The organism is Desulfonatronovibrio magnus, from assembly GCF_000934755.1.
GTDB classification, from domain to species: domain Bacteria; phylum Desulfobacterota; class Desulfovibrionia; order Desulfovibrionales; family Desulfonatronovibrionaceae; genus Desulfonatronovibrio; species Desulfonatronovibrio magnus.
On sequence record NZ_JYNP01000037.1, the window covers coordinates 18275 to 44918 of the forward strand.

Sequence of the window (26644 nt, forward strand, 5' to 3'; positions counted from 1 at the left end):
ATATGTCACAGTAGTGTCAGTTTTTTGCAATTTATCTTCCCTCAAAAAGATAACGTTTAAAAACATCTGTTGATGCTCAAACGGGTCCCGGATTGCATGCCTCCTGCTTTCCTGAAAATGGACTGAACTGTTGCAAATAAGGATGTCAAAGACTCGCGATATTCCTGAAAAACTTTTCATGCCTCCTTGTAAAAGAGCACACTATGAGTAAGAAAAATATTTTGACTCCGGAAGTTGACCAGCTGCTGAAAAAAATGGATCGAATCTGTCATGATCTGGCTTGGAACAGATTTGAACCTGCAGATGAACTGTTTGAGATGACCAGGCAGAAAATCTACCCGGAGAGCATAGCAAAGCTGGCCGAGTCATTTGGAATGATGCTGGTCAAGGTGGAAGCCAGAGAGTATCGTATGGAGGAAATGCTCAAAGAGTTGCAACAGGCCAAAAAGCAGCTGCTTAAAGAAAACGCCGGTCTTAAAATGGGTCTGCGAGATCGTTTTTCATCCAAAAGCATCATCGCTCAAAACCCTGAAATGAGAAAGGTGCTGGATCAAGTGGAACGGGTTGCAGACACCTCTGCCAATGTGCTCATTACAGGAGAGACAGGAACAGGGAAGGAACTGATAGCCAAAGCCCTGCACTATAATTCTTTTCGAGGTCCGGGTCCTTTTGTTGCTGTCAACTGCTCTGCGGTTCCGGAAAACCTCTTTGAAAGCGAGCTTTTTGGCATTGAAAAGGGTGTGGCTACCGGGGTGGCCATGCGCAAGGGGCTGTTGGAACAGGCTCAGGGAGGAACGGTCTTTCTGGACGAAATTGGTGAAATGCCTTTCTCCTGTCAGGCCAAGATTTTGAGGGCCATTGAAGAGCGCGAAATAGTCAGGGTCGGGGGCAAGAAATCCATTCCTGTGGAAATAAGGATAGTTGCCGCTACCAATAGAGAGCTCAAAACAGAGTCTGCCTCTGGAACTTTCCGCAGCGACCTTTTTTTTAGACTCAACGTCATATCTTTAAACTTGCCGCCTCTGCGCGAGCGTATGGAAGATATTCCTTTGCTGGTAAAAAAATTTATTGATATGCATTGTAAGAATATGAGCAGAACTCCCATGAAGATTAGTGCAGAGGCCATGAACGTTTTGCTCAACTATTCCTGGCCGGGTAATGTACGCGAGCTGGAAAACGAGGTGGAGCGACTGGTAGCATTGTCTTACTCCACGACCATCAGGCTGGAAGATCTTTCTGAAGGTATCAGATGCTCAGACCCTTCCGGACTGGAACCATTTTCCAGAGATGACTACAGCTTTGAGAATAAAACAGCTGAACAGACCAATACTGCGGCAAGCGAGCCTGCAGCACTTGTCCAAAGCCTGGTGGAATCTGAAAAGCATCTAGTTGAAAAGGCACTCAAATTCAGCCGGGGCAACAAGACTCAGGCAGCCAGACTTCTTGGCATCAGCAGGGAAGGTTTGCGTAAAAAAATGAAAAGACTCTTTGAAAGTGATGGCTGATAACCTTACTATGCCAGCAGGAATTACAAGGCCTTTTTGATCGTAATTTGCAGCACCATTTTTCCTGCATCCTGGCTGCGGTCATATATCCAGCACTGGCCTCAAGGCCTTGATTGTTTAGTAACTTACTGCCTCAATCCTGTAGAAAAAAACAAGAAAAATTTTTTACCCTGACAAGAGCAATAATACCCAATACCCTTATTCTTCAGCCTTCAGCCTTCAGCCTGAAAATTATGGTTATCGCCCCAACTTAACGATCATTTGTTAAATTGGGTTGCGGGCAAAGCTCGCCTTAGAATATAAGTCAAGCTGCAGCTTGAAGCTTCCAGCTCTGTAATTATTCATCATCATTTTGTTTTTTTTGCCATATCATGACAAAAAAATAACATGCAACCAGTGCAGGAAATACAGACATTCCCTCCAGAAATCTTCCCTGCGAAAAGGAATAGGTGCTGTATATCAGAGAACCCACCAAAAAAACCAGAATAAATACTGACAGAAAACGGTTCATTTTCAAAACCCCTAATGACCTTGGATAGACGAACCGCTATTCAAAAAGGTTGTCTAACTGAGGTATATACGGCTCAATGGCAGCAATGTTGTCCTCAGGGATGTCTGCTATTGCTTCTTTTGTAGACATGATCGCCTGATAAAATGGAGAGTTTTCAAAAGCCTGTTGTTCTGCCGGACTCATCTGGGATATGGATTCTTCAAATTCTTTAAATCCATCTTGAGCCGAATAGCCAATGTAGGCTCTGATAATTTGGGCACTGTTCTCTGAAAATTGTTCCACGGATGAGTAGCCATGCTTATTTATGATATTCTTCAAAGAATCATTATGAGCAAATGCATCCATAAAACCCTGCTGAATGGACGCTAAATCAAATCCAAAATCATCTTCAAATACATCCATGTCATCAAGTTCATCAAAATAGGGCATCATTTCCTCATATGTCTTGATAAATTTTTCTACATCCGCCGATGAAAAATCAGCAGCATTGGCACTGCTCAAAGACAAGAACAAAAACAATGCAAAAAGGAAAATTTTTTTAACCATGACAGCCTCCAGGGTGTTTAAGGTTGTGCCTGCTTCCAGAACTATTTTCGTTGCATGCCCTGTGGGCCGGCTTCTTGGAGCTATTCAACCCCGATTGAATGAATAGATGTCATTTAAGCTAAAGCTCCATAAAGAGCAAGAAAACTTAACGTCCCTTCATTCATATTCCATCACGTTCAAAAATCATTTGCCTTTTTCAGGATTAATAAGCATAATGGCAAGATCTAAAATGAAGGAGTAAACCATGAGCCAACCCCCTGAATGTATAGATTGTACGCATTGTCTGCCTGACGGTCAGGGCCCGACTCATATGGGCATCTGCCTTCTGGACCCTGAATTTGAACCCTACCTCGATGAAATCTTAGAGTTTAATTTTGAAAATTGTCACTCTCTAATCAAGAAAAAGAGCTTTGATTTCAAATGCGAGGGCTGTCCTGATTTCTCTCCTATCGAAGCAATTGATATTGCAGAGTTTGATAACTCTGTGTTTGATTCTGAACCTTCGAATTTTAATAGTTTATTTGTTGATGAAAACCAGATTATCCATGATATACAGCAGATAGACTTTGAAAATATGCCTGTAGAACGTTACCTCCAGGATCTTTACTCATCCAGCAGTGCAAAAAGAGAAAAAGCAATCGGCACTCTTGGCGCACTTACAATGCAGCGCAATAAAAAGGCAGGAGAAGCACTTGTCAATCTTTTAAATGAGCAGGGACCTCCAAAAACTTTAAAACAAGCCAAATTTAAGGTTGAAATTTTAAGACATTTCCGGAGCCAGGAAAATAATCAAGAACTTCTTGAGATACTGCTTTCAGATCTTGAGAACACTGTTTCCAACAACACAACCCGTCAATGGATTTCAGCTATACTGGACTTTCTAAGACTTGCCCCCTTAGAGATGATAGATGATCGACTGCAGTCCATGGTGGACAGAAATGTTTTTTCATACCGTCTGAAAAAAAGAGTAATGGAAATTCTCGATCCTGAACCCAGCTTCTTAGATGACCCCTTTTTTTAAATCGTATCTGTTTAGCGCTTTTAAGGAAAGCAGGGTCAGGTACTCCGGGACCCACTTGAGCATCAATTTGTGCTCAAAATGGCGCTTTTTTTGGGATAAGTGTGTTCCTGGAAGAGCCAGTCCCCCTCCGGGCTGTATGCCTCCGGGCAGGAAGCCATGCCACATCCAAAGCGCTAAACAGATACTTTAAATCTAACTTTGATAGAGTTACAGAGTTTCAACCCACCAGAGCCGACAAAACTCTTTTCCACGGCGTTTTACTGCATCTCTACGTAAGAACATTCTTTTGTGCTGTAGGTATGTCCCGTGGCAGTTTCTGATAATTTTGCTGCTGCAAAATTCAGCTTATCCAAATGGCCGCAGAAAGTTATCACCAATTGCAACTTAAACAAATTAAGGAAACAGTAATGAAGCGTATTGATACCCTGGTGACCGGTGGTACTGTCCTGACCATGGATAAAAACAGTAATAAGTTCAAAAACGGGGCAGTAGCCATTGATGGGGACAGGATCATTGCCGTGGGCAGCCAGGACACGATAACTCAGTCCTACAGTGCGGATCAGATTATTGATCTGCCCGGCTCACTGATCATGCCCGGACTGATCAACGCCCATACCCACGCAGCCATGACCTGCTTCAGGGGGATTGCCGATGACATGGAACTTATGGACTGGCTCAACAACTACATTTTTCCGGCAGAAGCGCGAAATGTCAGTCAGGATCTTGCATACTGGGGCAGCCTTCTGGCTTGCGTTGAGATGATCAAGTCAGGAACCACTACTTTTTCAGATATGTATATATTTGAGGATGAAACAGCGAGAGCTGCCAAACAGGCAGGCATGCGCTGCCTCATAGGAGAAGTGCTCTTTGATTTTCCCTCCCCCAACGCCAAAACACCGGAAGAAGGGCTGGAATATACCGAAAAACTCATCTTGAAATGGGCAGACGACCCTCTTATAAACGTTATGGTTGAGCCGCACTCCCTCTATACCTGTTCCCCTGATCTTTTGAAGGCTGCCAGTGATATGTCTAACAGATATCAGGTGCCTTTGTCCACGCACCTTCTGGAAAACAAAAATGAAGCCAGACAGATAAAGGAAAAGCTTGGAACAAGAGCTACATCATTCTTAGAAGAAATGGGCATGCTAAATGAGAGATTTTTTGCTTTTCATTGTGTCGTATTTGATGATGATGACATGCGTTTATTTACTGATCATGGCTGTAAGGTTGTGCACAATCCTGAGAGCAACATGAAGCTGGCTTCCGGAGTAGCGCCAATCTCAGCCATGCTGCACAGGGGCATCACAGTGGGACTTGGCACAGACGGCTGCGCAAGCAATAACAACTTAGACATGTTTCAGGAAATGGATTCAGCTGCTAAACTGGAAAAATCATCATTGCTTGACCCTACTGTCATGCCTGCAGAAAAAGTCGTTCGCATGGCCACGTGTGATGGAGCAAAAGTTCTGGGCATGGAAAATCAAACAGGCATTATAGAGCCAGGTAAAAAGGCTGATATATGTATTATTGACATGAACAAACCGCACTTAACCCCCATGTATGACGAATATTCACACCTGGCCTATTGTGTTTCAGGAGCAGATGTGGATACGGTTCTGATCAACGGTCAAGTGGTCATGCGCGGACGCAGGATGACCACTGTTGATGAACAGGAAATCATGGACAGAGTTCGTGAAATTGCCGAGGGCATTCGAAAAAGTCTTAATCTTAATCCTTAAGGCGAGCTGTGCCCGCAACCAAAATTAAACAAGAATCGTTAATTTGGGGCGAAACCGTTTTTATACTGAAGGCTGAAGGCTGAAGGCTGAAGGCTGCAGGATATGTATCTTGAGCATGATTGTTCTTTCAAGGTTAAAATACCAGCAACTACATCCCTGACAGCTCAGGTGTCATTGCGAGCGAGTCTTTTTACCCCGTAGAATAAACCCAGTTTTGGCGCAGCCATTCAACTGGGGCGAGCGCGGCAATCCCTAACGCGTTAAGGCTATTTCAAGTTGCTCAGAAGTTCGGTCCCGGGCGACCCGGGACCGAACGTGTGAGTAACTTTAAGACTCTGTCACTTTTCTGAAAATTGGGACAGTCCCCGCGAGGTACTATAAAAAAGGTTGATGCTGCATTATTGGTTCCTGGAAGTAATTTGCTTCAATGGAAAAATTTACACAGCGAGGGACAGTCCCTGTGCCAGACGCAAAGTTCCCTTCTTTGACGGAACTTTTCAGGCAAATGTGCATGAATCCTAAGCAGAAATCGTAAAAATGTGAAAACTGTAACCAACTGATTTTATTATTAAAAAGATTATAGTTACTTGTAAGTTCGGTCCCGGGCGCGCCGGGGTGAGGAGCTTTTAAAACAATAAGGTTGGCCTAAGTAATGCTCAGCCTGCACAATAAATACACAATGAACTTAAGCCTGCTTCTTGAGCTTTTGGCCCTTAAATGTCACTGCCCCCCAACGCAGGTTCGTTGCAACTGATTTGAACAAACGGAGGTAAAAGTATGTCCTTACGAAGTAATGGATCCGGTTTTTTAACTAACCCATCTACAGGATACACCAAACATAATGATTCCGGCCTATGTGCCATTCTAAGCTTCAGGGGCTTGATCCTGATCTTGGCCATGTGTTTTGTAATTGGGATGAGCCTTCAAGCTCTGGCAGATGATCCTGAACTGGTAACTGTCAACTGGCAGGATCCTCCTGCAGATATCCTGCCTGAAGCAGAACTGGAAAAGATTCGTCAGCTTAACCAAATATGGAATATACAATTTGAAACAGAATTGAACCCAGCCGGTGATACAGTGGCTTTAAGGGCGGTCCATCCAGAAGAAGAAACTTTGAAGGGATTCTGGAACTTTGTGGATCATAATAAAGGCTTTGTTACTTCTGAACTTCTAGATATGCCTGTGGTAGAGACTGCCTGGGCTGATGAAAATTATCTGGTTTCCATTCTGGAAGATGAAAATGATGAAACACTTTTTATGGCAGGCACAAATAAAAACAACGGCCGAACTTTTGTTGAGGATAACCCTTTGCCGGTAAGCGGCAATGTTCTGGCCCTGTCTCCAGATGCTTCTAAGCTGCTTGTGCTTGCACCACACGATCGCGCGCAACTCCAGAAACAAGGGGAAAAGCGGGAATCATCCAAGGTCAAAACCATCACCATACTTGAAAAAATGGCAGCTTTTGATGAGCAGGATGGTCTGGAAATCACTGCCGAAGACTCAGTTCTTCTTCAGGTGGACTTAAATAATATGGATGTCCATGAACTAGCTGTTTTTAACGCCGCTTCTGTCATCCCCACAGCATCTTTCAGTCCAGATGGCAAAAATTTAACTGTGGTGCACAACTACATGGGCAAACATATAGAAAACATTGTACGCAAGGGTGGTGTTGTTGAGTCTTTGACCCATGTTCATGTCCAGGAGGCTTTAGGACTTTTGGCGCCTTCAGAAAACCCCCTGCACACCAACAGCAGTATACTTTTTTTTGATATCCAGAGCCTTGAAAACCCGCAACCCAAAATCATGGAAGCCAGGAATACTCCTGGTTTCTATCCCAGGTTTCCAAACAATTCCAAGCCGGTATGGAGTCCCTCAGGAGACCTGGTGGTCTTGATGACTCAGCATCCAGCGGTCCTGGAAGGTAGAGAAAAGCCAGTTTATATCAAGACCGCGTCTTCAAGCTATCTTATAGTGGACAATGAACTAAATATCCATAATGTCATTGACAGCCCTCCTTTCAACTATCCTGGCCAAATACCCGACATTAACTGGCTGAGCACCCATGAGCTGATCTTTGAGCTCATTGATGGCCTTGATATGGCAGTATATCACTATGATATCAACAGCGGATCCCAAGCCAGGCTCTACAACAGAGGCTATATCAGATCCAGCCTGATACTCCCTGATAACCGGTCCATGTTTATGGTGGTCAGCAGTGCAGATCAGGCTCCTGAATTGTTGAGCCTGAATCTGGACAGCGGAGAAGCAGTTCATTTGACAGAGATGAATACTCAAATCAGCCTGGCTGCCGGTGTCGCTGTACACCCTGTAGAATTTACCCTGGAGAGCGGAAAAGTCCGCAAGGGATACTGGTTTGCCCCGGAAAATATGCAGTGGCCTCCAAGAAATGAAAGGGTTGTTTTCTGGCAGAACGGAGGACCAGGCGACTCCATGATCAATACGTGGATAAACAGAGTTGAAGCCCCTCTTACCCTCTTGCCACGAATGGGCATAAGTGTTCTTATGATCCCTTTGCAGGAAAGGCCTGGCTGGGATTCAGACAACTGGACAGAACTTGTCCAGGGGCAGAATTTTGGCAAGATAGATATTGACGAACTGGCCGACATAGCCATGCAGCTCAAGAGCAGAGGCTAGGTATCTGATAAAGGTGCCGGCATTACCGGCTGCTCCTATGGCGGTTACATGACCTCCCAGAGCATTGTCCGGCATCCTGAAATCTGGGACGCGGCTGTAACCCAGTGCAGTCTGCTGGATCTGCATACCGAGTTTCAGATGGGTTATGCGTCGCATATTGCCTATCTCATGGGCAGTGTTCCCTGGATGGCCCGGGACCATTATTATCAGGCCTCTCCTGGATTTCACGGCAGCAGCGTAACCACTCCAACCCTGGTTTTTCACGGTGTGGACGATTTTCTGCCTGTGGGTATAGCCCAGAATTTCTTTTATGACATTCATTCCGCCGGAACTCCGGCCAGGATGCTCAGATTTCTGGATGAGCAGCATGGAATCAGCAAAGATCCCAACAAACTATACGCTGCCCAGGAACAGATTCAGTGGTTCAGAAAGTATTTGCAGTAAGTTGTTTTATACTTTCAACTGACATTTTCAACCCTGACCCTTCAGCTTCTGTAATAGTTTAGACCCTTGGATATGGCTCAGATGCTGGCTCTTCCGGGATCCACCTGCAACATAGTGGATCCTGGAGTGCCTGCTCATGATAATAACGACAAAGCCCGTTTACTTTAAAGACTACTATCATCACAGCTTTCCACAACACCCAGGAATATATGATCCAGCACCGCGTGAAATCCCAGGGATGCAACTATCTGGACGATATTTCAGGAGGAAGAGGCTCATCCTTTGCGCCTGAATGCACGCTAAGCGCGGTGACAGTAACAAGGATCAGTCCCATGCCTAAAACCTGCAGAGCAGCCAAAGTTTCGCTTAAAACAACCACTCCGAACAGAGAAGCTGTGACCGGCTCCACCATTGCTATTATAGAAGCTACTGCCGGTGCAGTATGCTTCAGCCCGACAATATAAAAGATAAAAGACAATCCAGCCCCAACCACACCTAAAATAATAAACAGCGGCCAGCTTGGAGTCTTCAGGACTGCAGCAGTCTGGTCAGCATCGCCCAGCCAGAAAAGTATCCCAGCCAGGACTGCAAAGGCAATCACCAGAATCGCCTGGGGGCTGCCGTGGGGTGCAGCATATTTAAAGCCAAAAATAAATACTGCGTAGGATAACCCGGAAAGCAACCCTGCACCAGCGGCCAATGGTGTAACTTCTCCTGCTCCAATATCATAAATACCTGTGAGCAGCACAATGCCCAGCATAACCAGAACAATGGCTGCCCACTTGAAGATAGTGGGTTTTTCCAGTTTGAGCGTGAAAGATACCAGGTAGACAAACACCGGTGCACAGTACATCAATGTTGCTGCAACAGCGACACTGCCTTCGGCTATGCTTATGAAGTAAAATGAAAAGTTTCCAGCCACACCAATACCTGCAACTGCCGACCAGAGCCATAAACGCCCACAGGCCAGACCATTGCCACGGGGGCGCAGAGCTAACCAGACAAGCACAAACAAAAATCCAATAGCCCCTCGATAAAAGGAAACAACTACCGGATCCCAGCCCTGGCCAGTGAGAATGCCTCCGATCCCCCCTGACAGGCCCCAGCATAACGCTGCAAGCGCTACAAACATAGTATTTAAATTCACCAGGTCTCCTCTTAACTAACTGGGGCTGTACCCCGCAACTCAAACAAAATATTTTAACAGCCCGTTGGAAGACTCACTCAAGACTCAAAGGGCGCAAAGGAAGAAAGAAGTTTTTTTTATTTGCAGGAGAAGGCGGTTAAACCCGTCTTTTAGTTCAAAACAGGTAAGAAGAGCCTACAAGATGCAGATCATTATAGCTTAACCCTGATTTTATTCCCGAACACATATGCAGAGACATGTCCATTTTTGACTCAGTCAGATCCAGAATCTCCTTTTTCTGTAAATTCAACCGATGCTTGATGAAGTCATAATCAAAACCGTCAATTATCAAAGACAGACCCTCTACAAAATAAAATGAACGGATATGCTGCACATATTCGCCCAACTCCCTTTTCCCGAGACGACGGGCCAGCATATTGTAAATAATAAGATTGATAATCAGAGACTCTATTTTCATGCGGTGGTCAATATTCAGGAACTTATCCTTATTCAAACTGCCTTCATCCATTTTCTTTAAAACTGTGGCTGCAGCATCAAAGACCTGACGCTCGTAAATCGGGGATATGGGAAACTTGGAAATAATTCTGATTAGAACCTTTTGCGGATTTTCATTAGTGGACATGCCCAGAATTGAGATGGACATAAGAATGAACTTTCTTTGAAAATCGCGCAGGATGGACTGTTTTTTAATTCCTCCAAACCGCTCCAGCTTTTCCGGGCCAAGCGATGACAACAAAAGACCAAGCAAATGATGGACAAAAGGTTCAGTGGTGTTGTCCCTTTCAGTTGACAAAAAGGCTTGCCCCTTTGTATCCAGCACTTTTTTTATGGAAAGCCAGTAGGCCATCACTGCCTCAACCGGCATTTCCAGAAGGTCAAAGTCACTGGAAAGCCTTGAACTTTCTTTGGCTGATTTGGCCAGGAAAAAACTCCTTACTTTTTCAGATAGATTCTGGTTCATTGATGTTGTATTCTTTTGGATCCAGCCCTTTAGAAACGCTCCTCACCTTGGCGGCCCGAGACCGAAATTGTGAGTAACTTTAGGAGACTGTCACTTTTCTGGAAATTGGGACAGTCCCCGCGAGGTACAATAAAAAAGATTAATACTGCATTGGTTCCTGTAAAAAATTTGCCTTAATGAAAAAATTTACACAGCGAGGGACAGTCCCTGTGCCAGGCGCAAATTTCCCATCTTTGACGGAACTTTTCTGGTAATTGAGAATCAACCATATGTAAAAATCTTAAAATTGTAAAAACTATAACTGTCTGATTTTGTTGATAATTTGGTTTTAGTTACTTAGAAGCGCTCCATGCGGGCGCCTCCAGGCCCGAAACTGCGAGTAACTGAAAGAGTTTTATCGCTCCCACGCTCTGCGCGGGAGCGTACTTGAACTTTTCTGCCATAACTTGTGGACGCGGAGCATCCTGAAAATGCTCTCGAGCGTGGGGGTTATGGACAAATGCCATTTTAGTAGCTTACCGTTTCAATCCTGTAGAAAAAAACAAGAATGTTTTTAACCTTGAAAGAGCAATCATGCCCAAGATTAGTATTCTTCAGCCTTCTGCCTTCAGTCTTCAGTCTTCAGTCTTCAGTCTTCAGCCTTCTGCCTTCAGCCTGAAAAGGTTTTGGCACAAATTAACGATTCTTGTTTAATGTGGGTTGTTGGACAAAGCACGCGTTAGATCCCTAAACTTTACAAGCTGTTTTAAGATCCTCAACAGCATCAGTCTTTTCCCAGGTAAAATCTACATCTTCACGTCCAAAATGACCGTAGCAGGATGATTTTTTATAAATTGGACGCTGAAGGTTGAGCCTCTTGATGATATGGTAAGGTCTAAGATCAAAAACCTCCTTGACTGCCTGAGAAAGAGTTTCGTCAGGAACCTCACCTGTACCCCATGAGGTAACAAGAACTGAAACCGGCTCTGCAACTCCAATGGCGTATGCCACCTGCACCTCGCACCGGTCAGCCAGTTCAGCAGCTACAATATTTTTGGCAATATATCTGGCCATATAAGCACCGGAGCGATCCACTTTGGAAGGATCTTTTCCAGAAAATGCTCCTCCACCATGGTTACCCATGCCACCGTAGGTATCTTGAATGATTTTTCGACCGGTCAGACCGCAGTCCGCTTTGGGACCGCCTTCCACAAACCTTCCAGTGGTATTGATAAATATGCGTATATCTTTATCTATCATATCTTCAGGCAGTACCTTGAATATAACCTCTTCTTTTACTGCCTCCACAAGATCTTCATAGGAAATATTTTCGTTATGCTGGCAGGCCACAACCACATCATGAATCCTGGTGGGCTTTCCATTTATGTATTCAACGCTTACTTCAGTCTTGCCGTCTGGTCTCAGAAATTCCAGAATATTGTCCTTGCGCACATAAGAGAGACGTCTTGAAAGTTTATGTGCATAATAAATTGGTGCCGGCATCAAGGTCTTGGTTTCATTTACTGCAAAGCCAAACATCATTCCCTGGTCTCCAGCTCCCTGCTCTTCAGGACTTTTACGGTCAACCCCTACTGCAATATCAGGGGACTGCTTATCAATGGACGAAATTACTGCGCAGGTTTCGTAGTCAAACCCCATGTCTGAGCTGTTATAACCAATATCTTTAACTGTCTCACGCACAATATTTGGAAAATCAGCGTAAGCGTCAGTGCTTATTTCTCCTGCAATAAAAGCCAGACCTGTTGTAACCAGTGTTTCGCAGGCTACACGGGCATTGGGATCCTGGGCAATGATGGTGTCCAGAACTGAGTCTGATATCTGATCGGCTACTTTATCCGGATGCCCTTCGGTTACAGATTCTGAAGTAAAAAGATAACGGCTGTTGGATGAGATCATGTATTTCCTCCCTGTTTTTGTTTTCTTTCCGGGGTTATTATTCCACCGGACATAAGTAATTTAAAAGATTCTTCAACGGACATTTCCAAAGGAATAGTTTCATCTTCAGGAACCATTAGATAAAACCCTGAAGTTGGGTTAGGAGTTGTGGGCACATAGACATTAATCATTTTTCTCCTTGTCTTTTCCTGCAACTCTCCCACAGCTATCCCGGTTACATAGGCCATGGCAAATACGTTTTCCTTGGGATACTCAATAAGCACCACCCGTTTGAAATCCTTGGAGGTTCCTCTGGCAATGGTGTCAATAAGCTGTTTGACAGCTGTATATATCTTGTTGACTATGGGAATATAATCAATGATTTTTTCCCAAATCTTGACAAGCTTGTTACCGATATAATTGCGAACAAACACACCGGACAAGATCAGCACTATTACCAGGACGATGAGCCCAAGCCCTGGAACAGGAAAAGGCAAAAAATTTTCAGGACGAAACTTTGCAGGAATTATGAGCAGTATCTGGTCCAGCCAGCCAATGGTCAGCCTGAGCAGAAAAAATGTGGCTGCTATTGGGGTCAGAAAAAGCAGTCCGGCAATAATATTGACTTTGAGAAATTTCCTGATTCTTCCAAAAAGAGTCAGATTTTCATGTTTATCATCCATTTGTTATTTCTCGAACCTTATTGTTCTTGTCCACAAAGACCAGTACTGGCATGTGAGAGGCATAGCTATCCTGAGACAGTCCGACATAAGCGGCTATAATGACCTTATGCCCCTTTTTACCCTTATGTGCTGCAGCACCATTGAGCCTTATTTCGCCTTCCTCCCCTTTAATAATATAAGTGGTAAAACGCTCACCGTTTTCAAGGTTATATACATCCACCTGCTGAAAAGGCAGGATGTTTGAGGCGGAAAGAAGCTCAGGGCAGACTGAAATACTGCCTTCATAGTCCAGGTTAGCTCCTGTGAGAGTTCCTCGGTGAATTTTGGCTTGTAAAAATGTGCGAATGTTCATGACTTTCTGGTTCCTGGTTCCTGATTCCAGGTTTCTGGTTCGTGGTTCGTGGTTAGTGTTTAAAAACAAATGATTACAAAAAACCTAACTGTTCAGCTAACTAACCCAAAACAATATTGTCAATAAGCCGGGCCCTTCCAAGCCTGACTGCCACAGCCATAAATGAATTTTTACCGGCCAGGTCCGGTTGCTCTAAGGTGTTGGCGTCAACAATCTTAATATAGTCTATCTCAGACCCTGGAATATTATGAAGATAGTATTCTTTGAGATTTTGTTCCAATTTTAGGGGATTAGTATTTCCAGACAGCACTTCATCTTTTATAATCCTGAGCCCCTGATAAATATGTGGCGCAAGATTTCTTTGCTCTGTGCTCAGATAGGAATTTCTGGAACTCATGGCCAGACCATCAGCTTCACGACAGGTAGGACGCCCTTCTATCAATACTGGAATGTTCAGCTCTTTGACCATTTTCTCAATAATAAGCAATTGCTGCCGATCTTTCTGTCCAAAAACAGCCATGAAAGGACGGACAATATTTAACAGTTTGCATACTATTGTGGAAACCCCTCTGAAATGCTGAGGTCTGGATCGGCCGCACAATGTTCTGGAAAGACCTGGCACTTCGACCCAGGTATCAAACCCGGCAGGATAAAGATCTCTGGTGGATGGAAAAAACATATGGTCAACACCAATATCGCGAGCAAGCTCCATATCACGTTCGATATCCCTGGGATAACTGTCCAAATCTTCATTGGGGGCAAATTGCGCTGGATTAACATATAATGAAACTACAACCTCATCTGCGTGCTCCTTTGCCCAGCGCATCAAACTTAAATGCCCATCATGAAAAAAACCCATGGTGGGCACAAAAGCCAGCTTTTGACCGCCAACAATGGCAGACAGACCTATGTTCTGCATTTCAGAAATACTGTTAACTAACTTCATAACTATCAATGTTAGGGTATGTTTGGCTCTTACAACGGTCCCGGTCCGCCCTGGAAAGGAGCTTACAAGCAACTAGAATCGTTTTGCTAATAAAATCAAACGTTTACAATTTTCATATTTTTCGATTTTTCGATTTTTGCTTATGATTGATGCACATTTGCCTGAAAAATTCCGTCAAAGATGTGAACTTTGCGCTTAGCACAGCTTCCTGCCCGGAGGCTTACAGCCCGGAGGGGGACTGTCCCTCGCTGTGTAAATTTTGCCATCAAACCAAATTACTTACAGGAACCAATGCAGCATCAATCTTTTTTATAGTACCTCGCGGGGACTGTCCCAATTTCCAAATATGGGACTGTTCTTCAAGGTGGAGGCGGCTTCCAGCCGCCTGGAATTAAATAGCCTGCAGGATGCAGGCTCCACTTTAAAGACAGTTACTCACAAGTTCGGTCCCGGTCCGCCCTGGTGAGGAGCTTACAAGTAACTACAATCGTATATGTAATAAATTCAGATTATTGTTTTAAGATACAGATTGCTTCAGTCGCTTAGCCTCCCTCGTGAGTGACAGGTTTTCAGCAACTACCTCCCTGACAGCTCAGGTGTCATTGCGAGCGAGTCTTCGAGCGCGGCAATCTCAAACGTGCTAAGGCTGATTTTTTAAGTACCTCGCAGGGACTGTCCCAATTTCCAGAAAAGTGACAGCCTCCTGAAGCAACACAACACCTTGCTACAATAAAACATATAAATTTAACCCAAAATCTTTAAAATGTCCAATTATTTGTGGCAGGTTTCCAGGTATATCTTTCAAAAATGTTTGCTGCCAATCTATTGCCAAACCACAGGGATAAAATTAGACAGTAATACATGAGCAGGCAGCAGACACGAAATAACTGCATACTTTGCGGCAGGTGCATGGAAGTATGTCCGGTATTTGAGATTACCAACCTGGAGGAAATGAGCCCCCGGGGCAGATCATACCTGTTAGATAAGGGATCTGAGCATGGTGTTCAGCTGCAGGACATAATTAATGCTTCACGAACATGTGTAGGATGTGGCAGATGCTCGCGGATATGCCCACGGGGCATAAATTTGCCTGAGGAGCTGTCCATTCTCAAATCCAGCAGGCCGGACTGGAAAATATGGTTTGCTTCCAGGATTCTTCGTTCCAACCCCAAGCTCCTTGCCTCGGCCGCGAAAGTTCAGCACATCCTGCCTGGCAGCCTGCCACTTTTACCAGCTGAGAGTCATGCACCCGCAACCGAACTGCTCGTCCTTCAGGATGCATTACAAAAACAATCCGGCAGAGCGGCAGTCTTTCCAGGATGTGCAGCTCGATCATTAATGCCTGGCCTTGAGAAAAAGGCTCTAAGGATTTTAAGCAGTTGTGGATTTGAAATTGCTGATATACATGACTGGCGCTGCTGTGGCCTTCCTTTAAGTTCTGCTGGCTTGCCTGGTCCTGCAGTTAAAGACCTTGAGCACAATCTTGCTCTTTGGCAAAATGCGGGACAGCCTCGCATCTTTACTTTCTGCGCCTCTTGCACACATGGACTGAAAAATACCGCCCTTTCGCCTCATGACCTTAGTCTTGGTCAAAAATTCAAAGAAGCAGTGTTCCCCCTCAGTTCTTTACTGCCCAGCCTGCATTTTGTCGGCAATTTATCAGAGGATGAGTCTCTTTACTGGCACCAGCCCTGCCACGGACATAAGTCAACTCCCGCCATATTTTATTCTATTTTTCAACAGGCAGGTATTTATCTGAACATCCTGGACAATCAGTGCTGCGGAATGGGCGGTTTTTTTGCCATGATCAATTCCGGGTTAAGTGCTGCCATAGCAACCAGGTTTATGGACAAATTCAAGAATACATACAAGGCCCGAGTGCTCACGGACTGCAATGGCTGCGCTCTTCAGCTCGCTAATCATGCACCTGCAAATATCATATCTGACCACTGGCTTGAAGCAATTAAAATTTGACTATTATCATCTGAAACTATATCTTACACACTGACATGGCCCAGCAGAAACTTTTTTGAACACACGCCGGTTGAATGCCCTGCGGGCCAGTTCCTGAAGATATTCAACTCGGTTTACCCTAAACAATCTACAACCGGAAAATACATGTCATGGACCCTGCTTCTCGACGTTGGTAACACTAATATCAAACTCAGTCTTACCGACCAGGGCGGCCTGAAATCTGTGCTGAAGCTGCCCACAGACATAAAAGAAACTCCAGACTCTATCGGACTTAGAATCCTCGACTATTTTCGCTTAGAAAATATTGAACCACATAACATTCAGGCATGGGTAATTTCATCTGTGGTTCCCATCATGGACGGAACCCTGGCCCGAGCCTGTCACAGATTTTGCGGATGCCCCTGCTATTTTGTACCCGGCGATATTTCTATCCCCATCAACAACATGTACAGCAGACCCATGGAAGTTGGATCCGACAGGCTTGTAACCGCTTTTGCGGCAAGAAATATTTATTCCCAGGCAAGTATCATTGTAATTGATTTTGGAACAGCCACCACCTTTGACTGCATTACCAAAAACAACTATCTTGGCGGCCTCATTTGTCCCGGCCTGAACTCTTCCGTACGAGCCTTGAGCACCCAGACTGCCAAGCTGCCTCAGTTCTGTATTGAATACGCCGGCAAGGACATTGAAATTGGCAAGAGTACTCTGCAAAGCCTCAGTCAGGGTACCCTTTTCGGATTTGCCGACTTAGTGGAAGGCCTGATAAAACGACTCAGGCCCAAACTTGAGTCAGAACTGATGGTAGTAGGCACGGGAGGCATAGCTGAACAACTGCTGCCTCTTTGTCCTTCCATGCAGGAATTACAGCCACAATTACTGCTGCTCGGACTAAGACAGCTATGCCTTGCTAACAATATAATTAAAACCCACCAGGTAACCATTTAACCACGGGAGAATACAATGAGTATAATATCAGACATTTTGGCAAGACAAATTCTTGACTCGAGAGGTAACCCCACTGTCGAAGTGGAGGTGTTGCTTGAATCAGGCCTTATCGGACGTGCTTCAGTTCCTTCCGGGGCTTCCACCGGCACCAGGGAAGCTGTAGAACTGCGTGACGGAGAAAAGGAGTACGGCGGCAAAGGAGTAAGCAAGGCAATCAAGAATGTTTTAGAGGATATCGGCGGCGAACTTATCGGCATGGACGCTTTGCGCCAGGTAGAAATTGATGAATTCATGATTGATCTGGACGGCACAGACAATAAGTCCAAACTGGGTGCCAATGCCATCCTCGGTGTTTCCATGGCTGTAGCCAGAGCTGCTTCCAAGTACTCAGGCCTGCCCCTTTATCAGTACATTGGCGGCATCAACTCCAAAATCATGCCTGTGCCCATGATGAACATAATCAATGGTGGTGCTCATGCCCCCAACAATCTGGATATTCAAGAATTTATGATCATGCCTCTTGGAGCTGCCACCTTTGCCGATGCATTGCGTATGGGCACTGAAACATTTCACGCTCTCAAGTCCATTCTTTCCAAGGATGGTTTATCAACGGCTGTAGGAGATGAAGGTGGCTTTGCTCCAAATCTCAAAAGCCACAGCCAGGCTTTTGAATATATTATAAAAGCCATTGAAGAGGCAGGATACCAGCCAGGGCCTGAAATTGCTCTTGCCATTGATGCTGCTGCTTCTGAGTTTTACAAAGATGGAAAATATCATTTTCAGGGTGAAAATCTGGTCATGTCTGCAGATGAGCTAAGCGCCTACTATAAAGAGTTAATGAGCAAATTTCCTTTAGTATCCATTGAAGACGGCCACGCAGAAGGAGACTGGGAAGGCTGGAAGAAGTTCACTTCTTTGACCGAGGATAGTCTTGTCCAGATAGTGGGAGATGACATCTTTGTGACCAATCCCGGAATTCTGGCCGAAGGCATTGCCTCAGGCGTAGGCAATTCCATTCTCATAAAGCTGAACCAGATAGGTACCCTTACAGAAACAATGGATACCATTGAGATGGCCAAATCTTCAGGTTATACTACTGTAATTTCCCATCGTTCAGGGGAAACTGAAGATTCATTTATCGCCGACCTGGCTGTAGGTACTAATGCCGGCCAGATAAAGACAGGCTCTCTATGCCGCAGCGACCGACTGGCTAAATATAATCAGCTGCTGCGCATCGAGGAAGAACTTGAAGACCAGGCCATCTATTTTGGACCGGCCATGGCCTTGCAATGGTTTGGTGAGGAATAATCATGCTGGTACTGGATGGCAAAACAACCTCTGCCGAGATCAGAGCCAGGCTGAAGCAACAGGTGCATAGTCATAAAAGCCAGGCCGGGAGACCACCCGGCCTGGCCGTTATTCTGGTGGGAGATGACCCGGCCTCAGCAGTCTATGTACGCAACAAGGAAAAAAACTGTTATGAAATCGGCATCAAGTCTTTCGGACACAGGCTAAGCTCTAATGTAACTCAGGATGAACTTGAGGCTCTCATCCATAAACTCAATGCAGACCCAGAAGTTGATGGTATTCTTCTGCAGCTGCCTTTACCTTCCGGGCTGAATTCCCAGAAATGCCTTGAACTTATCAGTCCTGAAAAAGATGTGGATGGTTTTCATCCCGAAAACGTCGGCAAGCTCACCCTTGGGCTGCCAGGCTTTCGTTCATGTACTCCATTGGGTATCATGACCATGCTGGACGAATACAAGTTGGACGTGAGCGCCAAAGACTGCGTTATCGTTGGTCGCAGCAACATTGTGGGCAAACCTCTAACTTTAATGCTGCTTGGACGCAGTGCAACAGTCACTGTCTGCCACTCAAGAACTCAGGATCTCCCGAGACATGTGCGCAAGGCAGATTTTGTTTTTGCGGCTGTAGGAATTCCCAAATTCATAACAGCGGATATGGTGAAGCCTGGGGCAGTTGTGGTAGATGTTGGCATTAACCGCACTGAGGATGGACTGACCGGCGACTGTGACTATGAAGGCATCAAAACCAAAGCCAGGGCCATGACACCTGTTCCCGGCGGGGTTGGTCCCATGACCATTGCCGCCCTTCTCAGTAACACTGTGTTGTCCTGGAAAATACGCATGAAAATAACATAAACCTACAGATTGAATCTATAAAACAGTCAAATTGCAGTGAGTGCCGGATCTTCCCGGGTATAGCCCCAGAGTGGACATTCCCTTGGATCCGGCGCACCACCCGATTTAACTGATGATCATTCCAGCATATCCCACTACCTGTGAGTAGTCTTGATTCACTTCTCCAGAAGTGGCGTAGGATACAAGCTCGGCTTTCTTTGCTCCAAGTTCCTTGACGCATGCCATACCCATTACCATGGGTAATACTCCACACATGGAAATATTATTGGCGCGTACTGTCTCATACAAGCCTTCCGGATTAAGTTCCAGGATCTGTTCTAGAGCTTTGGCATCAACTTTACTGGCATTTTCATGCGAAATATAATGACTCATATCAGTACTGACAACTATGCTCACTTCCAGGTCTTTCTGCCTGACAGCATGGGCAATTGCCTTTCCAGCAGCCAGAAGATTGTTAAGATCAGTCTGAGATACAGCTACAGGGACCATGGAAAAATCAGCCCTGATTACGGACAAAAATGGCAAGATAACCTCTAATGAGTGTTCGCCCGCATGAGCATCATAATCTGCGGTAAAACCATCAATTCCCAGCAGCACGGATGACAACTCCTGATCGACTTTTATCTCGCCACCTGGGATAATCCAGGATCCATCCGGCCAGACCGAGATCTTTGCTCCCCGTCCTGTGTGGTTGGGACCCAGCAGAACTACCCTGGATGCCAGATTAGCCCTGGCCAGAGTCCGGCCTGCTACTTTACCGGAAAAAATATAACCTGCGTGAGGCACCATGGCCAGCAGCGTCTTCTGGCTGTCACGCTCTCCATGTAAGTAACCAGCTACCTTATCTTTCAGTGCAGCTTCATTGCCAGGATAAAACTGCCCTGCTACTACTGGCTGTCTATTCATATCTCCTCCTTATTGTCTGTAGTGCTCCTTTGAGGAATAAGCCTCTTATGGACGATACTGTTCAGCATCACTTGTCAATCTTCTGGTATTAATTTCAGAGCGAGCCATTCGGCTGTACATATCATCTGGAAACTCTCTTATAATTCTGCGCAATGTTCTCTCCCATTGCTCGAATTGATTGTTCATCCTGTAAATTCTGGCCAGCCGGTATTGAAAAGCCGGCCAGTCAGGGTCGTCTCTGGTGATATAGTTTTCATATTCAAGGGCCCAGACCAGAGCTTCCCGCACCCTGCCGGTTTTGGAGGTGGCTTCTATAAGCATATCAAGGCAGGTCATGATACGGTTTACATTTTGCTCTTCCTGTTCCATGAACTGAGCCAACGCTTCCTGGGCAAAAATATATACATTCTGATAGTCAGACCTTTCAAAGGCATCCCAGGCCAGGAAAAACAATGCAAAAGCCCGCTGACTTCCTGGAAAATCCCTTTCTACTGCCAGTCGTCTCCAGATAGGCAGCGCTTCATCTTCCAACGCAGTATTCTGCATAGCCAGAGCTTCAGCATAATCTACCTGCAGTCTGTCATCCCTGGGAAGGTCCCAGTCTCGTACATGAGATGCCAGATCCTTGAGGCTTTCCCAGTCTGATGTTTCAAGATAAATACTCATTAAGAGTGATAAAGCCGCATAGTTGTGCTCGTCAATTTCTGGTTCATCAAGAAGCGGTTGCGCCAGGGCCAGGGCCTCCCCTGCCCTGTCACTATGCCAGTAAGCACTGGCCAGGGCGACTCTGGCCTCACTGCTGAGCATTTCTGGATGCTCGTTCAGATAGGAGTAAGTCTCCCATGTTTCTATTATATTCTCAAAATCTTTTTCTGGAAAATCCTGGGCCACCACCGAGGAAAAGGCTTCAAAACCTATTTCTAAGGCTCTGGGCCAGAGCTCCTTGTGAGAGTAAAGCTCGTAAAACCTTTCGATTGCCTCTAATGATTCTATATAATTGAAATAGCCATGATGTATATCCCACATGGCCAGTTTGAGAAGCGCTACCGATGCCAGCGGACTTTCAGGGAACTCCTCACTTATTCTTCTGTAAATGGCCCTGGGCCGCATGGAAAAGGGACGATCAAAATCACTCAATCTGGGATCATCGTATATCCCCTCTTCAGCCAGACGCATAGCCGCAATCAACCCGCCCTCTTCATCCGGATACTTGCGCACGGTTTCCTCATGCATCTCTCTCGCAGCATCCCTTCTGCCCTGCAGCAGATAAATATCTCCAATCCTGGCCATGGAAACTGGCACGTGTTCGCCATCCGGCCTGAGATTAATATAGTGCAGAAATCTTTCTCTGGCTTCATCCAGCTTGTCATTCTGGTACAAAATATATCCGGCACGAATGAGTGCATCCGGATCATCAATGTAATACCTTGGCCATCTGTTTTCAATAAAGTCAAGAATATCCAGGGCGTCTTCATGAAAATCCAGCTCACTCAACGTCCTGGCCAGGGCCAGAGCAGCCGGCTGCACAAGATCATCCTCAGGAAATTCCTGGATAATATATTCAAACTGCTCAACAGCCTCCTCATAAAGTCCCTGATTCTCGAAATAATCCCCCCAGTAAAAATATGTAGATGGAACATTGGGGTCATCAGGGAAACTGTCTCTTAAAAGGTTGAAATAGCCCCTGGCTTCAGGTTCATTACCAACCCTGAGGTTAATATAGCCCAGATTCATCAAGGCATCCGCCACCCTTGGAGAGTTGGGATCATAATTTATTGCTCTCTCAAATGGCGCCACAATATCAGTGTAGTTGTCTCTCATCTCTGATCTGAGCATTTGAAAGTTAGCATTGGCATAGGTATAAAGAACTTCTTTAAGATGCTCTTCTGGCAATTCCGGATCATCAAGCATGCTTTCGAGCAATCTGACTGCCGGCCTGAAATCAGCCCCGCTCATCATGGCCTGAGCCGCAAAAATACGGTCAGCATACATATCGTGTACTTGTTCAGGATAATCAAGATCTGGATAAACAACTTCAGGGGCAGGCTCTTGTGCTATTGGATCAGCTTCCGTTACTTCTGGTTCTTGAATTTCTGCTTCAGGGGGGGGAGGCTCAGACTCAACCCTGCTGATGGACCGCCTGACAATATTGGCTCCAGGCTCATCATCGGGCTGCATCAAACTGACTTGTTCCGGAGTTGTCATTTGAACAGGCATCCTGAGGCGATGTCTGACATCCGATTCATCTGCGGGGGGCTCATCTTGATCCACAACCGGGGATCCATCTGCTCGAGGTAAAATTTCCCTGACTGCAGGCTGCTCTATGGGAGTATCATCTGGAACTGGCGGGGGTACAGGCTCCAGGTCGAGAGGAGCCGACACAAAATCATGGTCACTCCAGGCATCGCCAAAGGAATCAAAAAAAATATCAATAACTACATTATCCTGACTGACAAATGAAATAAAGCCAAATGAACTGGTAGTGGTGGATAGTACAATATTGCTGTTGTGAATATCGAGCCTTTCCAAAAGGTCCGATTCAGGAAAGGTACCAGGGGATGGCTGAGATTCTCTTTGCCATATATCGGCAGGGAGATTAAGAGTCAGCTCCTGCCTTCCAGTACGCAGTACATCGAAACCAGGCTTCTCGCCCTGAAATTCAAACACAACCCTCTCGTGATCAGGATGAGAACCCCAATTGTATTCCAACGCCATGCTGTCAATATGAATCATTAAACACAAATGGCTCAGAAAAAATATAATGAGAGTCAGCTTTAGCTTCATATGGTCCAATAAACCGCCCAGGCGGTTTGGAATTTTTTGTCAGTTGAGCATATTCATGAAAATCAGAGGTGGAGTTCAAGGCAACTAAAATTTTAACAAAACTAATTCAGCCCGTTAGCGCTTCCAGTTTGTTGCCAGAAACTCAATTAAGCTGCTTTTTTTTCAACTTCTCAATCAAGGTAGTGCGCTTTATGCCCAGAATTTCAGCAGCCTGATTTTTGACACCCTCTGCAGTACGTAACGCCTCTATCAGCAGATTCTCTTCAATTTTATCAAGAAATTCTTTAAGATTCATTTTCCTTTCATTCATATCACTTAGAACCGGCCAATCAAAGCTTCTCACTTCAACCCTGGTTTCTTGAGGCTCTACCCCGCTTGCCAACAAAATTTTATCCGGCAGATCTTCAGGTGTGATCTGGCTGCCATCACAAAGAATGGTCATTCTCTCCATGAAATTTTCCAGTTCACGAACATTGCCCGGCCATGAATAATTCATAAGCATTTCTCTGGCCTGTGAAGAAATCTTGAGCTTAGGACAACCACTTTTTTCGCAGAACCTGTTGAGAAAAAAATCTGCCAGCAAAAGTACATCCTTGCCTCTTGTACGCAGAGGGGGCAAAATCATGGGAATGACATTAAGTCGGTAAAAGAGGTCTTCCCTGAAATTACCCAGTTCCACTTCTTTTTCCAAATCTCTGTTTGTAGCAGCAATAACGCGAACATCCACTTTAAGAGAACGAGAACCGCCAACTCTTTCAAATTCTTTTTCCTGCAAAAAGCGTAAAATCTTTACTTGCAAACTTAGGTCCATTTCTCCGATTTCATCCAGAAACACAGTGCCCCCATCTGCCAGTTCAAACCTGCCCGGCCTGGATCTGATGGCATGCGTAAATGCACCCTTTTCATGACCAAACAGCTCGGACTCCAGGAGTTCTTTTGGGATTGCTCCGCAATTGATGGGCACGAAAGGTTTGCTGTTTCTGGGACTGTTTTTATGCAGCGCCCTGACCAGAAGCTCCTTGCCGGTGCCAGATTCTCCGGTAACCAGAACAGTAGTATCTGTCGGCGCTACTTTGTTTAGAACCTTGAACACATCTTCGAGCACGTCGCTCTCGCCGATTATACCAGTCTTATCCATAGCTGCGTTTTCCTTTAGATTCATCGTATTATTTTATCCTTTTGAGCGTATTATGGTAAAATCAACCCTCACCTCTACGGACATCCGCAAATATCATCAAGAAGAGGCTTTGCCAGCTAATGCTTGTTTGACAGACCAGGCTGCCTTATGGGTAATTATAAACTGGCAGTGCCCTTATGCCCCTCTCTAAAAAAAACCTTACTCTATAAGAATAAATATCCAAGCTACCAGCAAAGGCAAATCAAACATGACAACCATCTGTTTTCATTTATTATTTTAAAAATTATATGTAGCAGAACCTGTACTTTCCATAAAAAAGCAAAACTGATATCGTGTTGTTCACTTTTTGCTGTCAAAAGAATGACGTAAAGTCAATACGTTTCATTAATTTTCATCCGGAAATTCTATTTTTTGTAACCATTCATCACAACTTGAGAATTATAAGCTCCTCCCCCGGGCTGCCCGGGACTGAACTTGTGAGTAACTTGAAATAGCCTTGGCGCGTTAGGGATTGCCGCGCTCGAAGACTCGCTCGCAATGACACCTGAGCTGTCAGGGATGTAGTTGCTCAAAACCTGTCACCCGCGAGGGAGCCTAAGCGACCGAAGCAATCTGTATGATAACACCATAATAGTCTGAATTTATTACATATATGATTCCAGTTACTTTGTGAGTTACAGGTAATTCTAGGTGTAGCACGAAAGCTTTTGACTATCAGGACCACAATTAATTATTTTTAAAATACAGGTAAATAAAATTGTCCACAAAATCCATTCCTTTACCTTCTAAAGTCATACATGTCCGATTTGTGAGCAGAGAAAAAAGATTCATCATCAAAGCTATTGCACAAGATCGCCCTGTGACCATGCACACCAATAACTCCGGTTCCATGCTGGGCCTTCTTCGCCCTGAGCGTAGACTTCTGGCATCAGTATCAGATAATCCCAAGAGAAAACTTCCCTATACACTGGAACTGGTAAGAAATGATGATTTCTGGGTAGGAGTCAATACTCAAACCCCTAACAAAATGCTTAAACTATGCTGGAAGAACAGGTTGATACCTGAACTGGAGGAATTTACACACTTCAAGGCAGAAGCAGGTTCAGGACAAAGCAGAATCGATGCGCGCCTTGAAGGCCCTTCCGGAGTTATGTGGATTGAAGCCAAAAATGTTACACTGGTGGAAGATGAACGAGCCTGTTTCCCAGATGCCATAAGCACAAGAGCTGCAAAGCATATGAAGGAGCTCACTTCTCTTGCCCGTTCCGGACACAGGGTGGCCTGTTTTTACCTGGTACAACGCCCTGATTGTAAATGTTTCGGCCCTGCAGATTTTATAGATCCAGAATTTGCCAGGGCCATGTATGATGCAGTAAGTCATGGACTTGAAGTCCTGGCATTCAAGACTGAAATATCTGAAACAGCCATTACCCTGGGTTCGAGGTTATCCCTGAAATGGTAAGCAATCTGGAAAAAATCAAAGGTTTTGCTCTAATTCTTACAGCAGCTGCTTTATGGGGCGGCATTGGACCAGTGGCCAAATCAGCCTTTGCTCAAGGCATGACTCCGCTGGAAGTTGCATTCTGGAGAGCAATTATTGGCTGGCTTTTTTTTGCGCTGCACGCAATATCCATTCAGCAAATGGGAATCAAAAGGAATGATTTTCCTGTTATGCTTGTCTTTGGACTGGTCTGCGTAACTGGTTTTTATGGGTCATACCAGCTGGCAGTTGACCTTGGAGGGGCTGCCAAAGCTTCTGTACTGCTTTACACTGCCCCGGCCTGGGTGGCTGTGCTGGCAATGATTTTTCTCAAGGAAAAAATATCATTACCCGGAGCACTCAGTATCACTGCATGCATTGTCGGGGTGGCCATGATTTCCGCTGCTTCCGACGATATTGCCGGACATGAATTTTCCCTTGCGGGCATTATCTTCGGACTGATTGCCGGTTTTACATACGCACTGTATTATATTTTCGGCAAAAAGCTTTTTGCCCGTTACCATCCAGTCACAATTTTCTTCTGGATCCTCATTCTGGGAGCTCTTGGGCTTATCCCGTTCATCAATATTACCTGGCCAGATATTAATGCCTGGCCTGCTCTGATTTTTCTCGGTTTTTTCACTACCTATGTTGCATACTTTGTCTATTCCAGAGGTCTGGCCAGACTTAAGGCCTCCCAGGCTGCTGTAGTCGCAACCATGGAACCGGTTGTGGCAGCCTTGCTGGCATATTTATTCTGGCAGGAAAATCTTGGCCTTTGGGGTTACGCAGGAGCAGCAGTAATTATTAGCGGAGTAATAATGCAGGCAGGTATCAGGGCTGAGGAATGATCAGCTTTACAGAAAA

Annotated in this window: 21 protein-coding genes; 11 read left to right on the forward strand and 10 right to left on the reverse strand. The window is 45.2% G+C overall.

Features of this window, described 5'->3' with window-relative positions:
* Positions 1-203: 203 nt before the first annotated feature.
* Complete coding sequence (locus LZ23_RS05050; RefSeq protein ID WP_045212149.1) at positions 204-1505, forward strand: sigma-54 interaction domain-containing protein; 1302 nt, start codon at positions 204-206, stop codon at positions 1503-1505.
* 547 nt (positions 1506-2052) lie between these two features.
* On the opposite strand, the gene LZ23_RS05055 is transcribed toward LZ23_RS05050, so the two are convergent.
* A complete protein-coding gene (locus LZ23_RS05055) occupies positions 2053-2562 on the reverse strand; it encodes a hypothetical protein (RefSeq protein WP_045212150.1) in 510 nt (169 codons plus the stop codon).
* 244 nt (positions 2563-2806) lie between these two features.
* Between LZ23_RS05055 and LZ23_RS05060 the strand changes: the two genes are divergently transcribed.
* The 4 genes from LZ23_RS05060 to LZ23_RS05075 all read left to right on the forward strand — a co-directional run bounded on the left by LZ23_RS05060 (position 2807) and on the right by LZ23_RS05075 (position 8421).
* A complete protein-coding gene (locus LZ23_RS05060) occupies positions 2807-3583 on the forward strand; it encodes a hypothetical protein (protein WP_045212151.1) in 777 nt (258 codons plus the stop codon).
* A gap of 407 nt (positions 3584-3990) precedes the next feature.
* Positions 3991-5322 (forward strand): amidohydrolase family protein, encoded by a 1332-nt coding sequence (locus tag LZ23_RS05065; protein ID WP_045212152.1) that lies wholly within the window; start codon positions 3991-3993, stop codon positions 5320-5322.
* A 777-nt stretch (positions 5323-6099) separates the two neighbouring features.
* Positions 6100-7977, forward strand: a complete 1878-nt coding sequence (locus tag LZ23_RS05070) for a hypothetical protein (protein WP_045212153.1) — start codon at positions 6100-6102, stop codon at positions 7975-7977.
* A 21-nt stretch (positions 7978-7998) separates the two neighbouring features.
* Positions 7999-8421 (forward strand): alpha/beta hydrolase family protein, encoded by a 423-nt coding sequence (locus tag LZ23_RS05075; RefSeq protein WP_269745160.1) that lies wholly within the window; start codon positions 7999-8001, stop codon positions 8419-8421.
* Between the two features lie 244 nt (positions 8422-8665).
* On the opposite strand, the gene LZ23_RS05080 is transcribed toward LZ23_RS05075, so the two are convergent.
* The 6 genes from LZ23_RS05080 to panC form a co-directional block, all read right to left on the reverse strand.
* Positions 8666-9568: a DMT family transporter gene (locus tag LZ23_RS05080; protein WP_045212159.1), complete on the reverse strand. Its 903-nt coding sequence runs from the start codon at positions 9566-9568 to the stop codon at positions 8666-8668.
* 154 nt (positions 9569-9722) lie between these two features.
* Positions 9723-10529 (reverse strand): MotA/TolQ/ExbB proton channel family protein, encoded by an 807-nt coding sequence (locus tag LZ23_RS05085; protein WP_045212164.1) that lies wholly within the window; start codon positions 10527-10529, stop codon positions 9723-9725.
* Between the two features lie 726 nt (positions 10530-11255).
* Complete coding sequence (gene metK, locus LZ23_RS05090) at positions 11256-12425, reverse strand: methionine adenosyltransferase (protein ID WP_045212166.1); 1170 nt, start codon at positions 12423-12425, stop codon at positions 11256-11258.
* Positions 12422-13087, reverse strand: a complete 666-nt coding sequence (locus LZ23_RS05095) for a DUF502 domain-containing protein (RefSeq protein ID WP_045212168.1) — start codon at positions 13085-13087, stop codon at positions 12422-12424. Before LZ23_RS05095 ends, metK begins: the two co-directional genes overlap by 4 nt.
* Positions 13080-13439 (reverse strand): aspartate 1-decarboxylase, encoded by a 360-nt coding sequence (gene panD / locus LZ23_RS05100; protein WP_045212169.1) that lies wholly within the window; start codon positions 13437-13439, stop codon positions 13080-13082. The genes LZ23_RS05095 and panD overlap by 8 nt, the downstream gene beginning before the upstream one ends.
* Before the next feature lie 100 nt (positions 13440-13539).
* Positions 13540-14385, reverse strand: a complete 846-nt coding sequence (gene panC, locus LZ23_RS05105; protein ID WP_045212171.1) for a pantoate--beta-alanine ligase — start codon at positions 14383-14385, stop codon at positions 13540-13542.
* 861 nt (positions 14386-15246) lie between these two features.
* Between panC and LZ23_RS05115 the strand changes: the two genes are divergently transcribed.
* The 4 genes from LZ23_RS05115 to folD all read left to right on the forward strand — a co-directional run bounded on the left by LZ23_RS05115 (position 15247) and on the right by folD (position 19469).
* Positions 15247-16359: a (Fe-S)-binding protein gene (locus tag LZ23_RS05115; protein ID WP_084590898.1), complete on the forward strand. Its 1113-nt coding sequence runs from the start codon at positions 15247-15249 to the stop codon at positions 16357-16359.
* 144 nt (positions 16360-16503) lie between these two features.
* Positions 16504-17307 carry a type III pantothenate kinase gene (locus tag LZ23_RS05120; protein ID WP_045212176.1) on the forward strand — a complete coding sequence of 268 codons (804 nt, stop codon included), beginning with the start codon at positions 16504-16506 and terminating at the stop codon, positions 17305-17307.
* Positions 17308-17322: 15 nt separating this feature from the next.
* Positions 17323-18615 carry a phosphopyruvate hydratase gene (gene eno / locus LZ23_RS05125; protein WP_045212177.1) on the forward strand — a complete coding sequence of 431 codons (1293 nt, stop codon included), beginning with the start codon at positions 17323-17325 and terminating at the stop codon, positions 18613-18615.
* Positions 18616-18617: 2 nt separating this feature from the next.
* Positions 18618-19469 carry a bifunctional methylenetetrahydrofolate dehydrogenase/methenyltetrahydrofolate cyclohydrolase FolD gene (gene folD, locus LZ23_RS05130; RefSeq protein ID WP_045212179.1) on the forward strand — a complete coding sequence of 284 codons (852 nt, stop codon included), beginning with the start codon at positions 18618-18620 and terminating at the stop codon, positions 19467-19469.
* 105 nt (positions 19470-19574) lie between these two features.
* On the opposite strand, the gene amrB is transcribed toward folD, so the two are convergent.
* From amrB to LZ23_RS05145, 3 genes are all read right to left on the reverse strand, one after another.
* Entirely contained in the window at positions 19575-20375 is an 801-nt protein-coding gene (gene amrB / locus LZ23_RS05135; RefSeq protein ID WP_045212181.1) for an AmmeMemoRadiSam system protein B, read from the reverse strand.
* 45 nt (positions 20376-20420) lie between these two features.
* On the reverse strand, positions 20421-23108 hold the full coding sequence (locus tag LZ23_RS05140) for a tetratricopeptide repeat protein (RefSeq protein WP_198145903.1): 2688 nt from the start codon (positions 23106-23108) through the stop codon (positions 20421-20423).
* A gap of 193 nt (positions 23109-23301) precedes the next feature.
* Complete coding sequence (locus LZ23_RS05145) at positions 23302-24321, reverse strand: sigma-54 interaction domain-containing protein (protein ID WP_198145904.1); 1020 nt, start codon at positions 24319-24321, stop codon at positions 23302-23304.
* A gap of 733 nt (positions 24322-25054) precedes the next feature.
* Here LZ23_RS05145 and sfsA point away from each other — a divergent pair.
* Positions 25055-25759 carry a DNA/RNA nuclease SfsA gene (gene sfsA, locus LZ23_RS05150; RefSeq protein ID WP_045212185.1) on the forward strand — a complete coding sequence of 235 codons (705 nt, stop codon included), beginning with the start codon at positions 25055-25057 and terminating at the stop codon, positions 25757-25759.
* Positions 25753-26628, forward strand: coding sequence for a DMT family transporter (locus tag LZ23_RS05155; RefSeq protein ID WP_045212187.1), 876 nt, complete (start codon positions 25753-25755; stop codon positions 26626-26628). Before sfsA ends, LZ23_RS05155 begins: the two co-directional genes overlap by 7 nt.
* Positions 26629-26644: the final 16 nt, after the last annotated feature.

What these genes read in the sequence shown, in the direction of transcription:
- LZ23_RS05155 (WP_045212187.1), top strand. Translation starts at nt 25,753, where the DNA reads ATGGTAAGCAATCTGGAAAAAATCAAAGGTTTTGCTCTAATTCTTACA.
- LZ23_RS05140 (WP_198145903.1), bottom strand. Translation starts at nt 23,108, where the DNA reads ATGATTCATATTGACAGCATGGCGTTGGAATACAATTGGGGTTCTCAT.
- LZ23_RS05085 (WP_045212164.1), bottom strand. Translation starts at nt 10,529, where the DNA reads ATGAACCAGAATCTATCTGAAAAAGTAAGGAGTTTTTTCCTGGCCAAA.
- LZ23_RS05055 (WP_045212150.1), bottom strand. Translation starts at nt 2,562, where the DNA reads ATGGTTAAAAAAATTTTCCTTTTTGCATTGTTTTTGTTCTTGTCTTTG.
- LZ23_RS05095 (WP_045212168.1), bottom strand. Translation starts at nt 13,087, where the DNA reads ATGGATGATAAACATGAAAATCTGACTCTTTTTGGAAGAATCAGGAAA.
- LZ23_RS05145 (WP_198145904.1), bottom strand. Translation starts at nt 24,321, where the DNA reads ATGAATCTAAAGGAAAACGCAGCTATGGATAAGACTGGTATAATCGGC.
- panD (WP_045212169.1), bottom strand. Translation starts at nt 13,439, where the DNA reads ATGAACATTCGCACATTTTTACAAGCCAAAATTCACCGAGGAACTCTC.
- LZ23_RS05120 (WP_045212176.1), top strand. Translation starts at nt 16,504, where the DNA reads ATGTCATGGACCCTGCTTCTCGACGTTGGTAACACTAATATCAAACTC.
- LZ23_RS05070 (WP_045212153.1), top strand. Translation starts at nt 6,100, where the DNA reads ATGTCCTTACGAAGTAATGGATCCGGTTTTTTAACTAACCCATCTACA.
- panC (WP_045212171.1), bottom strand. Translation starts at nt 14,385, where the DNA reads ATGAAGTTAGTTAACAGTATTTCTGAAATGCAGAACATAGGTCTGTCT.
- LZ23_RS05065 (WP_045212152.1), top strand. Translation starts at nt 3,991, where the DNA reads ATGAAGCGTATTGATACCCTGGTGACCGGTGGTACTGTCCTGACCATG.
- eno (WP_045212177.1), top strand. Translation starts at nt 17,323, where the DNA reads ATGAGTATAATATCAGACATTTTGGCAAGACAAATTCTTGACTCGAGA.
- LZ23_RS05115 (WP_084590898.1), top strand. Translation starts at nt 15,247, where the DNA reads ATGAGCAGGCAGCAGACACGAAATAACTGCATACTTTGCGGCAGGTGC.
- amrB (WP_045212181.1), bottom strand. Translation starts at nt 20,375, where the DNA reads ATGAATAGACAGCCAGTAGTAGCAGGGCAGTTTTATCCTGGCAATGAA.
- LZ23_RS05060 (WP_045212151.1), top strand. Translation starts at nt 2,807, where the DNA reads ATGAGCCAACCCCCTGAATGTATAGATTGTACGCATTGTCTGCCTGAC.
- LZ23_RS05050 (WP_045212149.1), top strand. Translation starts at nt 204, where the DNA reads ATGAGTAAGAAAAATATTTTGACTCCGGAAGTTGACCAGCTGCTGAAA.
- folD (WP_045212179.1), top strand. Translation starts at nt 18,618, where the DNA reads ATGCTGGTACTGGATGGCAAAACAACCTCTGCCGAGATCAGAGCCAGG.
- metK (WP_045212166.1), bottom strand. Translation starts at nt 12,425, where the DNA reads ATGATCTCATCCAACAGCCGTTATCTTTTTACTTCAGAATCTGTAACC.